Below are 14,666 nucleotides of genomic sequence, written 5' to 3'. Positions count from 1 at the left end.
AGCGACAAATATCATGAAGAAGAATTACGATTATATCGTCATTGGTGCTGGATCGGCAGGGTCCGTGATGGCTGATCGGCTGTCCGCCAGCGGAGAGCATTCCGTGTTGGTGATCGAAGCTGGCGGCCCGGATCGCAATATCTGGATCCATATCCCCCTTGGTTACGGCCGCACCTTCTTCAATCGCACCGTTAACTGGATGTTCGAGACCGAGCCGCAGGCTGGCCTGAATGGTCGCCGGATCGCCCAGCCGCGCGGCAAGGGATTGGGCGGCTCAAGTTCGATCAATGGACTTCTGTACGTGCGCGGCCAGCGCGAGGATTACGACGGATGGCGTGATCTCGGTAACCGCGGTTGGGGTTACAGTGATGTGCTGCCGATGTTCAAGCGCAGCGAGGATCAGCAGCGCGGCAGCGGGCCGTGGCATGGGGCAGGCGGGCCGTTACCCGTGACTGACCTGCCGGAGAAGCATCCGATTGCCGAAGCCTTTATTGCCGCGGGCGTGAAGGCCGGAATTCCGTACAATTCTGATTTTAACGGTGAGCGTCAGGAGGGCGTTGGGCCGTTCCAGGCGACGGCCAAGCGCGGCCTTCGTTACAGCACGGCGAAGGCGTTTCTGCGCCGCGCGCTGAAGCGCCCGAATCTCGATCTTGTCACCCACGCGCAGGTGACCCGTATTCTCTTCGACGGCGTGCGCGCGCGAGGTGTAGCCTTCGTCCATGAGGGCGCCAATGTTGAAGTCACGGCGAACCGCGAGATACTGCTGTGCGCCGGCGCGATTCAATCGCCGCATATTCTGCAACTATCAGGTGTCGGACCAGAAGGATTGTTGCGTCAGTACGGCATTCCAGTCGTCAAGGCGCTGCCCGGGGTTGGAGAAAATCTGCAGGATCACGTCCAGGCGCGCTTCATTCTCGAGACAAAGAAGAAGATCACGCTCAACGACGATATGGCAAATCCATTCCGTCAGTTGTGGATGGGGGTGAAATACATCTTCACGCGTAAGGGACCTCTCGGTTGGTGGGCGGGCATCGCCGGCGGATTTATCAAGACGCGCCCTGATCTCGACCGTCCGGATGTCCAGTTTCATGTGTACCCATTCAGCACGGATCGGAAGGATCGTCCCGTTCTGCATCCGTATTCTGCATTCACGCTGACGGTTTGCCAGTTGAGGCCGTACTCGCGTGGCCACGTGCGCCTCAAGAGTGCGGACCCAATGGTGCCACCCGCTATTTCGCCAAACTATCTGAGTGATCCTCGGGATGCGGACGTGTTGGCCGCAGGCATGAAAATCGCACGCCGTGTGGCTGCCGCGGAGCCGCTTGCCAGCATGATCGAGTCGGAAAAAGAGCCCGGTCCCTCCCTGCGTGATGAGGAGTTGCTCTCATTCCTACGCGCAAAGGCAATGTCGGTCTACCACCCGGTCGGGACCTGCCGGATGGGCAATGACGAAAATGCCGTGGTGGATGACCAACTCAGGGTTCACGGCCTCGTTGGCCTGCGCGTCGTCGATGCGTCGATCATGCCGACGCTGATCTCTGGAAATACGAATGCGCCCTCGATCATGATCGGTGAGATGGGTGCGGAATTCGTTCTCCGGACAGCAACACTTCAGAATTCAAAAGCAGCCTGAAGCCGCAGTGGAGCGACGTATCATGTATCCCGAGCTTGGACTTTACATCGACGGGAAATGGATCCGCGGCGGTGGCCGGGTGTCTGAGCCCGTCATCAATCCTGCCACCGAGCAGCCGATCGCCGACCTTTGGCATGCAACGGATGAGGATTTGTCGCGCGCCCTTGCGGCGGCAGACCGTGCCTTTCCAACGTGGCGGAAGACTTCGCCCTACGAGCGCGCGCGGCTCCTGCGTAAAGCGGCAGATGTATTGCGCGGCCGGCGCGAAGAGGTCGCGCTGACGCTGACGCTGGAGCAAGGAAAGATCCTCGCGGAGTCGCGCGGGGAAGTCGATGCGGCCGTGGATATCATTGAGTGGGCTGCCGATGAAGGCAGGCGTGCCTATGGTCGTGTGGTCGCGGGCAGAACGTCCGACATTCGGCAACTGGTCGTGCCGGAGCCAGTCGGTCCCGCAGCTGGCTTCACGCCGTGGAATTTCCCGGCAACCACGCCGGCACGGAAAATTGCGACGGCTCTTGCGGCTGGCTGTCCGATCATCATCAAGGCCGCGGAGGAAACGCCAGGGACCTGTGTTGAGATCGTACGTGCGTTTGACGAGGCCGGCGTGCCGGCTGGAGTTCTGAACCTCGTATTTGGCAAGCCTGCACATGTATCGGAAAGACTTATTTCAAGTCCGGTGATCCGAAAGATATCATTCACTGGTTCGGTACCCGTCGGCAAACATCTGACACGGCTCGCAGCCGACGGCATGAAGCGCGTGACGATGGAGCTTGGCGGCCATTCGCCGGCGATCGTTTTCGCGGATGCTGACCCTGTGCAGGCGGCAAAGGTGCTTGTCAGCGGAAAGTACCGTAATGCCGGTCAGGTTTGCATCGCGCCGAGCCGCTTCTATGTGCAGAAAGAGATCGAGGATGCGTTTGTCTCGGCATTCGTCGCGGAGACGAAAAAGCTGAAGCTCGGTGACGGAACCGAGCCGTCAAGCACGATGGGGCCGATGGCCAATCCCCGGCGTATCGACGCGATGAACGGCTTTATGGATGATCCGGCCCGGGGCGGTGAGGTCTTGTCCGGCGGATCACGAACCGGAAACCGCGGTTATTTCTTCGAGCCGACGATCATTCACAACCCGTCGGACGACTCCAGATTGATGCGTGAAGAGCCATTCGGTCCGATCGCCCCAATTTCTTCGTTTGGAGAATTTGATGAGGCAATCGCGAAGGCCAATGCGCTGCCGTACGGGTTGGCGGCCTATGTGTTTACGTCATCCACCAAGACTGCGTTGGCTGCATCCGACGAGATCCAATCCGGAATGGTGGCGGTGAACAGTCTCTCGATGACTCTGACCGAAACGCCAATGGGGGGCGTAAAGGACAGCGGGCAGGGCTATGAGGGCGGCACCGAAGGCATCGAAGGTTACCTCCATCGGAAGTTCGTGAGCCTCATGTGAGGAGCAACACGCTCCGCTGGCTCTTTTCATCACATCGTTGCAGGGTCACACTGCATCCGGAGACTTGGATATGGCATCTGTTGCAATTGACGCCGTGCGGAAGGCGTATGGCCCATTGGAAGTCATTCATGGCGCATCGGTCGATATCAAGGAGGGCGAGTTTGTCGTTCTGGTTGGTCCGTCGGGATGTGGAAAATCGACACTGCTGCGGATGATTGCCGGATTGGAGAACATCACCGGGGGTGAAATTCGCATCGATGAGCGAGTGATCAATGATGTCCCGCCGAAGGATCGCGACATCGCGATGGTATTTCAGAACTATGCGCTCTATCCGCATATGACGGTCCGCGGCAACATGGCGTTTTCGCTCAAGCTTCGGAAGGCATCCGCGGACGAGATTGAAAAGCGCGTCAATCGGGCTGCTGCCATTCTTGGGCTTGAGCCGTATCTCGCACGTTATCCGCGCGAACTGTCCGGTGGCCAGCGCCAGCGAGTTGCCATGGGTCGCGCAATTGTTCGCGATCCGAAAGTCTTTTTGTTCGACGAGCCGCTATCAAACCTGGATGCCAAGCTCCGGGTTGCCATGCGCACCGAACTGAAGGAACTGCATCAGCGGCTAAAGACCACGATTGTTTATGTCACTCACGATCAGATCGAAGCCATGACCATGGCAGATAAGATTGTCGTGATGCGAGGAGGCGTTGTCGAACAGTATGGTCGCCCGCTTGATGTTTACGATCGGCCCGCCAATACCTTCGTCGCAGGATTCATCGGCTCGCCGGCCATGAACCTCATCAAAGGACGAATTGATGAGGCCCGCTTTATGGCGGATAACGGTCCAACCTTCGATCTTGGAGCGGAATACGCAACATTTAACGGTCGTCGCGTGATCTATGGAGTGCGTCCGGAGAGCTTCGAGTTTGCGGACTCGGGTACTCCTGCGCGGGTTGTCGTCGTCGAGCCGACGGGTTCAGAAACCCAGGTCATCCTGAGAGCAGGTGAGGTGGATGTCTCGGTCGTATGCCGTGAGCGCATCTCAGCCGCACCGGGCGATATGCTCCATCTTCGTTCAACGGCGACTAACATTCATGTCTTTGACGAAGAAACTGGCAAGCGGCTGTAGTTTTTAGTCCGCGCTCGAACTTCTCGCTGCGTGGTTTCGAATCCGTCAGTATTGCGGTCTTTGGCCCGCTCCTATCGGCACCACGACTATAGGCCTTTGATCAAGCCTGCGTCGATCGACAGCCGGTTCAGTTGCCTGACTCGTGCTCCGCCTTCGCAACTATAGAACAGCCCTCTGCAGTTCCTCAAAATCTGTCGTTGCATTGTGAACGTCGCGTCCAACGGAATCCCTGCGGCTTCCAACACGATAAGGGGCAGGTATGGCGCGTCGAGCCTAACCAGCGCCGATGACATGCCGGCGGGCGTGAAGTTCACCGCGTCTACCGCGTAGTAGGTGGTCAGGTAGCGTGGATCCAATTGTTCGGCATGCCTGGCAATATCCTCCTTGCTCAACAGTGGATCGAGTACGCGTGCGCCGAACTGGGGCTGGTGGTCACCATAACGCACGATGAGGAACTGCTCTCCAGGAAAGTCGCGTTTCAACTTCGCCAGGAATTCCTGGTAGTCATGGGCTGACATTCTCTGGCGGCGAATATACTCGTTGACGTCAGGTGCATTCCCCAGGTCGTGCCAATCAGGAGTGAGCCTCGGGCGCAGCCGCTCGTTCCACGGAAAATGATTAGCCACGGTGTAAACGTAAAGAAAAAGGGGGTGATCACCGCGTTCGCGATGAATCAGATCGATAGCACGATTATAGTAGAAGCTGTCTGCTTCGAAGTCGGTCGTGCCTAGATCGCGCATATCCAGATAGTGTTCGATGCCGGTCGTTGTTTGAAAAGCACGAGATGCGAGAAACGAGCCATAGAACGGATAGAGGCTGAATGTCTGGTACCCGCAATCTCGCAAGCTGTGTGGCAAGCCTCTAAACACATGACCGGCTGCAATTCGCGTCACCGCTGTCGCAAATCGTCCGAATGACCGGACGGAGAGGCCAGTCAACACGTTGAATTCTGCAAACCAACTCGGCCCGCCGACACCTTCGACAACAAGCTTGCGCGCCTTGCCGTCGAACGACTCGAAATGGTGTTGATAGTTGGGAGGGACCCTGATCCCGGGTGCGGCGGTGATATCGAAGCTCGACTCATCGTGGAGCAGGATGATGTGCGGAAGCCTTCGAGTCGCATGACAACCGAACGTCGCAGCTGCTTCGATCGCTTTCCCGTTCACCTCGTCAGCAGCTTCAAAGTAACCATGGGTCATCAATTCGTGGACGGTCTCGACACCGGTCCGTGCGAATTTCGAAACATAGCTTTTGCCTTCGAAGTCTTCGTTGAGGCCGGTAGGATGGAGCAGGCACAGGACGATCAATGCAGCCCCGGCGGCGCCGAACGCCACGAGGCTTGCAAAGGACCCGATGCGGTGTCGGTCCAGACGCCACGTGAAGATGCCTGCAATCATGGTGGCCGTCGCTGCCAGCAGAATCCACCAGCGCAAGGCCGGAAAGGTGGCCAACAGAAATGCGGTCGTGTCGTGATCGACGATCATGACGTCGATGAAGTCGAGCGTCGCCCATAGCTTGTCGAATTTGAATCGCGACAGCAGAATCAGGACAACGAAGATTTCGAGAGAGATGAAGGCCGCGACGGTCGGTCGTCGCACCATTGCAAGCCACAATGCGTTCAGCACGATCCAGACGAGCAGGCAAATAGCGAATCCAAAGGCGTTGACCTCTGTTGTGATCGCCAGGGCGAGCGCTGTCGCGTGCAACAGGATTGCGAGCCAGAATGCGACGGACCTGCGGCCGGTGATCCCCGCGGTGATCGCATCTCCGACGAGGGCACCGGACGCGCCACCCAATATGTTTGGCCCGGCTTCGAGAGCCGGTTCCGTCGACATTTGTACCGCCTTCCAGTCGGCGACATCCAGATTCGCTGCGAGCCGCTGCGTCAAAATGCGCGTGATATCTCGTGATATGCAACCTTTCAGGCTACCGCTTATTCCACTCCTGACCCATAATTTGTTCTCTGGAAAAAATACGGAGGCTTATACATGCGCTTCCTTGCGGTAATTGGTGCGTTGGCGATTGTCGCCGGACTAGCCTGTGCAGTGTTCTTCTTCGGAGGGTTCTATTCTGTTGCAGGGACGAGCGAGGATCCCGCCGCAGTGACGTGGGCACTGACGAAGGTGAGAATCGCCTCGATTGAGCGGCACGCCAACGATAAACCTCCAGCCTCGTTCGGCGACGCCGCAAAGGTTCAGGATGGTGCGAAGGCATATGCATCTTTCGGATGCGCGAATTGCCACGGCGCGCCAGGTGTCAAATGGCTCAAATACTCTGAAGGGCTACACCCTGATCCACCGGATCTCAAGGAAGTCGCCGGTAAATTGTCCCCGCCTCAGTTGTTCTGGGTGATCAAGAACGGCATCAACATGACAGGAATGCCGAGCTTTGGTTTGGCAGGTGCAACTGACGACGAAATCTGGGCGATTGCGGCCTTCGTTAAGAAGATCCCTGAGACATCCGAAGCCGATTACAAGACTTGGACTGCTGCGGTGCAACCAAAACAGTAGGGCGTGTCGAGGGCGTTACCTTATCCCTCGTCAAGATGAGACGGCATAGATGTCTCCTGAATTGGCCGAGTGCGGCAATTCGGTGAGCCAGCGTGTGATCTCGCTCGCGCTTGTCCAGGGGGCGACCAACGCCTGGCTCTCTCCAAGGGCGGCGTTGAAGCGCGCGTAGCCCATCGCCACGCAACGCTCGATACAGGCGAGCGCTACGTCTTTTTGAATCGTGGTGAACTCGAATGAAAGTGCCGGTACTGCCTGCGACAAGCCGGCCAACGCCTCCGCTTCGAAGCCTTCGACATCGATCTTTATGAATGCGGGAACGCCGTGCTTGGCTATGAGCGCATCCAACGTGGTAACCTCGACATCAATGCTTTCATTCCAGCGCTGTGCTTCCCATCCCGGCGCGCCTTGAGCGGCTTCCACGAAAGCCCGCGATACCGATGATACGGTGGGATTGTCGGCGTTGATCAGCATGTTGATCCTGCCGGCAGCCTGTCCCACCGCGACCGCTTCGATGGTCACGGATCGGTTGCGGCCATAGAGCAGCTGCAGTGTTCGGACCATCGCGCGCTGAGGCTCGACAGCCACGACGTGCGCGCCTAGCCGGCGGAACGAGGCCACGCGATCGCCGACATGAGCTCCGACATCGAAGACCAAATCACCAGGCCGAATCAAGCCGCCATACAGCTGGTCCATGGCCGCTGCTCGTCTTCGATCTCCGTAGTAGATGCGGAGTGATCTTGCGGTCGCTCGCGCGGTCCTGAGAATGCGAAGCACGTCTAGACCGAGGTCGGCAGCGGCGCCGGGTTTGCCGACTTGATGGCTGGCAGTGCCAGCTCCAGCAAATCTTCCGGTGTTGCGGTTTCTTCGGGAAGACGGCCAACGCCTATCCGGGCAGCCAATTCACCCAAAGCAGGCAAGGACGTGATGACTGCAAGCGGAACGGCCACGGCTGGACCGGCCGCGAGCAAGAGCATGTAAGGCAACGCTGAGGGTTGGCTCATCGCAACGAGTCCAAGTGAGCCGCAGCCTATGATGGTCTGTGGCCAAAGGCGAAGCAATGCTTCTCTGAATGGTACGGCATGGTCGTCGCGAACTTGGCCAAGCCAGTGAATCTCTCGGTTGAATAATAAGCCAGTGAGAAAGATGGTGTGACTAATCCAAAGGATAGGAGATAGCAGGATCGAGAAGATCGTTTCGATCGCGAGATTAATGACGAAACGGCTCGCGCCACCGAATGAACGGCATTCTCGCGGTGAAAACAGAATATCCAAAGCGCGCGCGATCTTTGGCGAGAACCACATCACGAGCAGCCAGAGCAGCAACGCCTTGCCAGCATCCGGTTCGATGACGGTGGAAGGGCTGTCGCACAGCACGAGAGCGGCCGTGGTCAGCGCAAGCAATCCAACCCATGCGGGCGAGCCGATGAACATCAGGATCGCCAGAACCAACTGATATCGGCTGACGGGCTTTAACCCGGGCTGGGACACAAAGCGCCAATACTGCATGTTGCCCTGGCACCAACGTACGTCGCGACGCATGAATTCCAGCAAGGTAGGCGGGTTCTCTTCCCAACCGAGATCGTCCTGTGGCACCACTCTTACGTGGTAACCGGCAGCGCGCATCAGCACCGCCTCGATCTGATCGTGACTAAGAATATGCTGTTCTTCCTCGCCCGCATCTGACAGCAGCGGAAGCTGACAATGCTTGATGAACGGCTCAAGCCGCAACACCGCGTTGTGTCCCCAGTAGGGGCCGCAATCCGATTGCCACCAGGCGCTTCCAATCGTGTAGGAGCGCATGCCAAGCCGCATCCCGAACTGGAATATGCGCGCAAACAAGCTCGTCGACGGAAGTCCAACGATCAGACCCTGCAGGATGCCGATTCTGGGATCGAGTTGCATAATGCGGACAAGCCGAAGGATCGCGTCGGATGGCATGAAGCTATCCGCATCGAGTGTCACTGCCAGTTCGTGGTGATCTCCCCAACGCTCGCAAAAATCGCGGATGTTCCCGGCCTTGAAGCCGGTATTTACAGTTCGCCGACGATAAGTCATGGCGATCCGATCGCGCCAAGTGGCGATCAATTCGGAAAAACGAGCCTCTTCACCGATCGCAAACTCGGGATCGTTGGTATCGCTGAGGACGTACAAGTGAAAGCGATCCGCGAAACCAGACGCATGGAGGCCCTCGAGCATTGGCTCCAGGTTCCGGATGATGCGGGCAGGGTGTTCGTTGCGGGTGCACATGAGGATCGCGGTGGACGCCGTGATCCGTTCGTTGCCACGGACCGATCCAGCCACCGGAAGGACAGCCGCCACTGGATCAGGGGAAAACCGCAGGATGATGAATCCAATCACCGCGTTCCAGAATCCGACAACCATCCAGGGCAAAATGATCGCGAACAAGGAGAGAGCCACGAGATCAAGCGGCCCAAACCCGCCCGGCCTCAGCGTGAGGATGGCCAGCCACAGTGTCCATGCCATGGTGCCCAAGCACAGGACGGCAAAGATCGCACGCCTGGCAAAAATTATCCGTTGATCAGCTTCAGTTTGTGCCATCTAGCCAATATCGTACGCTGAGAAACAATGACGCCGCCGCTCGCTCAGAGCGTTCGGCCCCCTCTATAACACGGCCTATGGGCTGAAATTCCAGTGCGAGATCGTAGAAAATGGCTACTGGCGCGACCGTCGATGTTGCATCTGCTCTCTGGTATCGCGAACCCGGACGTGTCGATATCCGACAGGAGCCTATTGCTGCGCCCGGCGTCGGCGAAGTACGCGTAAAAACGCTCTATAGCGCCATCAGCCGAGGCACCGAATCCCTCGTGTTTGGCGGGCGTGTTCCCAAAACCGAATTTGAGAGAATGCGTGCTCCGTTCATGGAGGGGGAATTCCCGTTCCCGGTCAAATATGGTTATTCCGCGGTAGGGCAGGTCGAGGGGGGCGGTGGGCTGCTGCAAGGCAAGAATGTCTTCGCCCTCTATCCGCATCAAACAACCTTCAACGTGCCGACGAGCGCGGTCGTGCTTTTGCCGGAAGGCGTCCCGCCGCACCGCGCGGTGTTAGCGGCCAACATGGAGACGGCGCTCAACGGCGTTTGGGACGCCGCACCGGGGCCATCGGATCGGATCGCCATCGTCGGAGCGGGCACCGTTGGGTCTCTGGTCGCTTATCTTTGCGGTCAGATGCCCGGCGCAGACGTCACCCTCGTCGATATAAATCCGAAGCGCGCGGAATTAGCGGGAAAGCTCGGGGTTGCTTTCAAAGAGCCAGGACGGGCGACCGGAGATTGCGATCTCGTCGTTCATGCGAGCGGCTCTCCCGAGGGGTTACGCACGGCACTAGAGCTCGCAGGTATTGAGGCGACGGTACTTGAGATGAGCTGGTATGGTGACGCGCCGGTGACCGCCGGGCTGGGCGGTCCTTTCCATAGCCGCCGGCTTCGATTGGTGTCCAGCCAGGTCGGCAGTATCGCGCCGTCTCACCGTCCGCGTTGGACACATATCCGCCGTCTGACTGCCGCGATTGCGCTGCTGGCTGATCCCCGGCTCGATATACTGCTCGCGCCCCCAATCGAATTTGGCGATCTTCCCAAGCTACTGCCAAAGGTGTTGAGCGATCGAAGCGATACACTCTGCCAACCCGTTGTCTATCCATGAGGTCCATCCGTGTTCACCGTTGAAGTTCGCGACCACATCATGATTGCTCATTCCTTTCGAGGTGAGGTCTTTGGCCCCGCGCAGCGATTGCATGGCGCAACCTTCGTGGTCGATGCAGGGTTTATGGCTGACACACTCGACGACAATGGCATCGTGATCGATATTGGTCGGGCTCACGAAGCGCTGAAAGCTATCCTTACGCCACTCAGCTATCGCAATCTTGATGAGGTGCCTGAGTTCAAGGGAAAAAACACGACGACGGAATTCCTGTGCAAGCACGTCTATGACGGTTTGGCAAAGGCCGCCCGTGACGGGGAGCTGGGACGTCCCGGACGTGAACTCAAGGGACTGCGCATCACGCTTTCAGAATCGCATGTGGCGCGTGCTCAATACGAGGCCCCTTTGTGGTGAAGCACTTCGTCCTTGCCGCGCCGGGAGATCTCGATACGCCTACAGGCGGTTTTGCATACGATCGCAGGATCATCCTGGAACTTCGAGACCTAGGCTGGGATGCCCAATACCTCAATCTCGGAGAAGGATTCCCCTTCGCAAATGAGGTCGCGCTCCGCAACGCAGAGTCTCAGCTATTCGATGTACCAGTCGACTACCCCATCGTGCTGGATGGACTGGCGTTGGGCGTGCTGCCCCAGGTCGCGGCGAAACTAGCAAATCGAAATCCTTTGCTCGCGCTGGTGCATCATCCGCTCGCGCTGGAGTGGGGGCTGTCCGGCGAGCAAGCAGCTGCGTTTCGCTCCAGCGAGCAATCTGCCCTGGCTCACGTGCGCAAGGTCGTCGTCACCAGCGCGACGACGGCAAGGCTCGTCGAGGCCGATTACGGTGTTCGACCTGAACGCATCACAGTCGTTATTCCCGGCAGCGATCCGGTCCCGCCATCAGTGGGAAGCGAAAGCAACGTTCCGCATTTGCTGTCCGTCGGCGCCATCGTGCCCCGTAAGGGCTTTGACGTGCTGATTGCCTCGCTCGCGACGCTGACTGACCTTTCATGGCGGCTCACGATCGTAGGGGATTTGACCCGCGATCCAAACGAGACTGCCAAGCTTCGGGAGAGTATCAATCGACACGGACTCGGTGATCGCGTCGCTATGCGCGGGGCCGTCCCGCCAGAGCAGCTAGCGGAGCTGTATCATAAGGCCGACGCTTTCGTTCTGGCCTCGCGGTTTGAAGGGTACGGCATGGCCTATGCTGAGGCATTGTCGCGCGGGCTTCCGATCGTGGGAACGACCGCCGGCGCGATTTCTCAGACAGTTCCGGGTGGCGCAGGCGTACTGGTGACGGCGGGTGACACAGGCGCCCTGACTGCGGCGCTAAAGGTCGTCATCAGCGATGGTGAGCTGCGCTGCCGGATGTCCAGAGCGGCGTTGGCTTCGGCTGCGAAGCTGCCCACATGGCGCGACTCTGGCGCGGCTTTCGCCCGCGTACTGGAGAAATTTGCATGAGCGGATTCTCGGCGGAATGGCTCGCATTGCGTGAACCTCACGATTTGAGGGCAAGAAATCCCGCCGTGCTCGCGGCTGTCTCGGCTGCATTTCGGTCCAGTAAATCAACTCGCGTTGTCGATCTTGCCTGCGGTGCGGGTTCGACGTCGCGTGCGGTTGCCGGGCATTTGCCAGCCCAACAGCATTGGGATCTGGTCGATAACGATCCGCAGCTGTTGGCGGTCGCATGCAACAGAGCGTCCTCCAACGAGATTAAGCTGAGTCCGACCGAACTGGATCTCACTGCCGATTTCGAAGTGATGCTGGACGGCAGAAAGGATCTGATTACAACCTCGGCTCTGCTCGACCTCGTATCGGAAGAATGGCTGGAGCGGCTTGTCGGGCGCAGCGCTGCTCATGAGTTACCGGTCTATGCGGCATTGAGCTATGACGGACGCATCGACCTTTCTCCGTCTGATCCATGCGATACGATGGTCGTGACCGCGGTCAACGCCCATCAGTTGACGGATAAAGGATTTGGACCCGCGTTAGGACCGTCCGCCGCCGCGGCGGCGATCGCCAAGTTCGAAGCGGCTGGCTACTCGGTTGTCCAAGGCGCTTCGGATTGGGTGATTGGAACTGACGATCTGCGTATGCAGAACGAACTGCTCGAGGGGTGGGCCGCGGCTGCCAATGAGATCCACGCCCTGTCGAGATCCGATCTTGATCGCTGGTTGTTCAATCGGAAAAGTTTCGTCAACGAACGCGTTTCAACAATGCGCGTCGGTCACGTCGACTTCTTTGCAGTGCCCAGCGTCAAGCGCTGACCCGACAAGTCACAATCGAACAGAACGTCGTCGCCGATCTTATGGACGCGGGTCGGCATGCGATGAGCCTGATCGGCGCGTTCAAGCGGCGGCAGTGCAATGCCAGGCCCGCCCATACCCAACATGACTGGCGCAACAGTCACGTGCAAGCGGTCGAGGCATCGGGCCGTGAGAAAGCGCGATACCGTGTCGGCCCCGCCTTCAATAAGCACGCGGCGCATCCCTGCGCCTCGCAGAAAGCAAGCAATGGCGGAGGGAGCGATATTTCCGTCTTCGGACGGCAAAACAACAACCTCAACCCCTTCGGGTGGCGCCGCGCGAGATCCCTCCGCTGTAATCAATATGCGTCGAACCCCATCATCTGCGAATACTTTCGCGTTTGTTCCCAGCCGACCGCGCGGATCAATCACGGCCCGTACCGGCTGCGGACCGCAGACGTGTCTGACTGTCAATTGCGGGTCATCGGCCAATGCAGTTCCGACGCCCACCACGACGATATCGACCAAGGCGCGCAAACGATGCAGATGGTCAATGCCCGCCGGGCAGTTGACGTACTTCGAGTGACCTGTTGCTGTCGCAACCCGGCCATCGAGTGATTGTCCTATTTGTCCTACAATCACCAGATCGTCGACAGTCCCGCTCTGCAGCGGGCCGAATACGTCAGCCCAAGCTTGAGGCATGTGCGGCCGTCCGTTGCGAAACAACTCGACGAAGTTCGCCCAGGCATCGGGATGAGCAAATTTGCTGGTGGTAGGATTGCTAAGGTGCACAGCAGAAACAAAGTTCGAGGTGAGAAATTGACTGGCAATACTATCGGCCACCCAGTCTGAAAAAGCCATCCGATTTCTTTTGGAATAATCAAGGACTTTTGGTGTTCCAAAAGCGGGTCCAGCCAAAGAAGGCCCATCAGTGAGCGTTGTGACAGAATATTCAAATCTCATCGGCACCTCAATGCACGTCGGTGTAACCCGCGCGTTAAACGAATTGCGGGCGCAGAGGCCAATACGTCTTTTGACACCAAACGCGGACTTCATCGCCGTTCCCGTGGAGGGATTGGACGATCAGAGGTGCCGGGAATTTTGCTCCTTATGCGCTGGCGCAGCGGAACTCATCGTGACGGCACAACGCGCGCGCGCGATGGGCATCGAAGCATCCACGACAACCGCATTGTCGATTCCTTCCGATATAAAAGCGCGCGACGTATTTGCTCTTGCGACTGCCCCACACATTCAATCTGTCGCGGCTGAGCCCGCCAACGCTGCGGCTACGGCGGCCATCCGGCTCATCAAGTTGAGCCGCGGTGTGCCAGCCGCGCTTGTGGCGAAGATCGCCGATGGCGGGGGCGATGTACTGCGATCGATCGCTGGTGTCGAAATTTCAGAAGTAGATTGGTTCTTCGCCCACGCGGCGAATACCGTCACGATGACCAGTGACGCCCTTATTCCTTTGTCATCAAAAACAACCGCGCGCTTCGTCATCTTTCGTGATGTTCTCGGACTCGACCAAGTCGCCGTTATCGTGGGCCAGCCAGACTTCTCAGCGCCGGTTCCGGTGCGGCTTCATTCTGCTTGCCTGACCGGGGATGTGTTTGGATCTCGACGGTGCGACTGCGGTGATCAGTTAAAGCTATCGCTGAAACGTCTCGAAGATCTCGGCGGCGGCGTCGTGCTCTATCTTGCTCAAGAGGGACGCGGGATTGGCTTGGCCAACAAAATGCGTGCTTACCGGCTGCAAGATGACGGCTTCGATACGCATGACGCCAACACAATGCTGGGATTTGAGGACGACGAACGCAACTACGGCATTGCGGCGGCAATGTTGGCAGCCCTCAACTGCACGCAGATTGTTCTGCTCACCAACAATCCGGCCAAAATGGATGGATTGACAAGGGCAGGGGTTGAGGTTTCTTCTCGCATACCGCTGCAGGCGCCGGTTCATTCGCATAACGTGCGCTATCTGAGGACGAAAGCATTGCGCTCGGGACACAAGCTGAATGGCTTGACAATTCCGGATGAAAATGACGCCTAGCGTT

General features: G+C 58.2%; 13 protein-coding genes. 9 read left to right on the top strand and 4 right to left on the bottom strand.

The annotated features are described in order from the left end of the window. The first annotated feature begins 13 nt into the window (after positions 1-13). The 3 genes from ACP0KA_RS05455 to ACP0KA_RS05445 all read left to right on the top strand — a co-directional run bounded on the left by ACP0KA_RS05455 (position 14) and on the right by ACP0KA_RS05445 (position 4,203). Entirely contained in the window at positions 14-1,633 is a 1,620-nt protein-coding gene (locus ACP0KA_RS05455) for a GMC family oxidoreductase (protein WP_424627825.1), read from the top strand. A gap of 22 nt (positions 1,634-1,655) precedes the next feature. Next, positions 1,656-3,080 carry an NAD-dependent succinate-semialdehyde dehydrogenase gene (locus tag ACP0KA_RS05450; RefSeq protein WP_424627824.1) on the top strand — a complete coding sequence of 475 codons (1,425 nt, stop codon included), beginning with the start codon at positions 1,656-1,658 and terminating at the stop codon, positions 3,078-3,080. A gap of 70 nt (positions 3,081-3,150) precedes the next feature. Next, positions 3,151-4,203, top strand: a complete 1,053-nt coding sequence (locus tag ACP0KA_RS05445; RefSeq protein ID WP_424627823.1) for an ABC transporter ATP-binding protein — start codon at positions 3,151-3,153, stop codon at positions 4,201-4,203. Positions 4,204-4,289: 86 nt separating this feature from the next. On the opposite strand, the gene ACP0KA_RS05440 is transcribed toward ACP0KA_RS05445, so the two are convergent. Continuing rightward, positions 4,290-6,092, bottom strand: coding sequence for a sulfatase-like hydrolase/transferase (locus tag ACP0KA_RS05440; protein ID WP_424627822.1), 1,803 nt, complete (start codon positions 6,090-6,092; stop codon positions 4,290-4,292). A gap of 99 nt (positions 6,093-6,191) precedes the next feature. On the opposite strand from ACP0KA_RS05440, the gene ACP0KA_RS05435 reads away from it, so the two are divergent. After that, on the top strand, positions 6,192-6,713 hold the full coding sequence (locus ACP0KA_RS05435) for a c-type cytochrome (protein ID WP_424627821.1): 522 nt from the start codon (positions 6,192-6,194) through the stop codon (positions 6,711-6,713). A gap of 30 nt (positions 6,714-6,743) precedes the next feature. Here the strand turns inward: ACP0KA_RS05435 and ACP0KA_RS05430 are convergent, their stop codons facing one another. After that, complete coding sequence (locus ACP0KA_RS05430) at positions 6,744-7,406, bottom strand: FkbM family methyltransferase (RefSeq protein ID WP_424627820.1); 663 nt, start codon at positions 7,404-7,406, stop codon at positions 6,744-6,746. A gap of 83 nt (positions 7,407-7,489) precedes the next feature. Then, entirely contained in the window at positions 7,490-9,271 is a 1,782-nt protein-coding gene (gene mdoH, locus ACP0KA_RS05425; protein WP_424627819.1) for a glucans biosynthesis glucosyltransferase MdoH, read from the bottom strand. 110 nt (positions 9,272-9,381) lie between these two features. Here mdoH and ACP0KA_RS05420 point away from each other — a divergent pair, with 110 nt between their 5' ends. The 4 genes from ACP0KA_RS05420 to ACP0KA_RS05405 are packed head-to-tail and all read left to right on the top strand — an operon-like array spanning position 9,382 to position 12,634. After that, on the top strand, positions 9,382-10,371 hold the full coding sequence (locus tag ACP0KA_RS05420; protein ID WP_424627818.1) for a zinc-dependent alcohol dehydrogenase: 990 nt from the start codon (positions 9,382-9,384) through the stop codon (positions 10,369-10,371). Between the two features lie 9 nt (positions 10,372-10,380). Then, the gene (locus ACP0KA_RS05415) at positions 10,381-10,782 is read left to right on the top strand and encodes a 6-pyruvoyl trahydropterin synthase family protein (RefSeq protein ID WP_424627817.1); all 402 of its coding nucleotides are present in this window, start codon (positions 10,381-10,383) and stop codon (positions 10,780-10,782) included. After that, on the top strand, positions 10,779-11,828 hold the full coding sequence (locus ACP0KA_RS05410; protein WP_424627816.1) for a glycosyltransferase family 4 protein: 1,050 nt from the start codon (positions 10,779-10,781) through the stop codon (positions 11,826-11,828). The genes ACP0KA_RS05415 and ACP0KA_RS05410 overlap by 4 nt, the downstream gene beginning before the upstream one ends. Further along, positions 11,825-12,634 (top strand): class I SAM-dependent methyltransferase, encoded by an 810-nt coding sequence (locus ACP0KA_RS05405; protein WP_424627815.1) that lies wholly within the window; start codon positions 11,825-11,827, stop codon positions 12,632-12,634. Before ACP0KA_RS05410 ends, ACP0KA_RS05405 begins: the two co-directional genes overlap by 4 nt. Here ACP0KA_RS05405 and ACP0KA_RS05400 read toward each other — a convergent pair. After that, on the bottom strand, positions 12,595-13,668 hold the full coding sequence (locus ACP0KA_RS05400; RefSeq protein WP_424627814.1) for a RibD family protein: 1,074 nt from the start codon (positions 13,666-13,668) through the stop codon (positions 12,595-12,597). The two genes, ACP0KA_RS05405 and ACP0KA_RS05400, sit on opposite strands and share 40 nt — an antisense overlap. Before the next feature lie 79 nt (positions 13,669-13,747). Here ACP0KA_RS05400 and ACP0KA_RS05395 point away from each other — a divergent pair, with 79 nt between their 5' ends. Beyond that, complete coding sequence (locus ACP0KA_RS05395; protein WP_424627813.1) at positions 13,748-14,662, top strand: GTP cyclohydrolase II; 915 nt, start codon at positions 13,748-13,750, stop codon at positions 14,660-14,662. The last annotated feature ends 4 nt before the right edge of the window (positions 14,663-14,666 follow it).

Source organism: Bradyrhizobium sp. SYSU BS000235 (assembly GCF_049747295.1).
Taxonomy (GTDB): Bacteria; Pseudomonadota; Alphaproteobacteria; order Rhizobiales; family Xanthobacteraceae; genus Afipia.
The sequence above is the reverse complement of the archived record's forward strand: the minus strand, read 5'-3'. Positions and strand labels throughout refer to the sequence as shown.

Coding starts and splice junctions, on each gene's coding strand:
- mdoH (WP_424627819.1), bottom strand. CDS start 9,271: ATGGCACAAACTGAAGCTGATCAACGGATAATTTTTGCCAGGCGTGCG.
- ACP0KA_RS05400 (WP_424627814.1), bottom strand. CDS start 13,668: ATGAAGTCCGCGTTTGGTGTCAAAAGACGTATTGGCCTCTGCGCCCGC.
- ACP0KA_RS05445 (WP_424627823.1), top strand. CDS start 3,151: ATGGCATCTGTTGCAATTGACGCCGTGCGGAAGGCGTATGGCCCATTG.
- ACP0KA_RS05450 (WP_424627824.1), top strand. CDS start 1,656: ATGTATCCCGAGCTTGGACTTTACATCGACGGGAAATGGATCCGCGGC.
- ACP0KA_RS05420 (WP_424627818.1), top strand. CDS start 9,382: ATGGCTACTGGCGCGACCGTCGATGTTGCATCTGCTCTCTGGTATCGC.
- ACP0KA_RS05430 (WP_424627820.1), bottom strand. CDS start 7,406: ATGGACCAGCTGTATGGCGGCTTGATTCGGCCTGGTGATTTGGTCTTC.
- ACP0KA_RS05405 (WP_424627815.1), top strand. CDS start 11,825: ATGAGCGGATTCTCGGCGGAATGGCTCGCATTGCGTGAACCTCACGAT.
- ACP0KA_RS05455 (WP_424627825.1), top strand. CDS start 14: ATGAAGAAGAATTACGATTATATCGTCATTGGTGCTGGATCGGCAGGG.
- ACP0KA_RS05435 (WP_424627821.1), top strand. CDS start 6,192: ATGCGCTTCCTTGCGGTAATTGGTGCGTTGGCGATTGTCGCCGGACTA.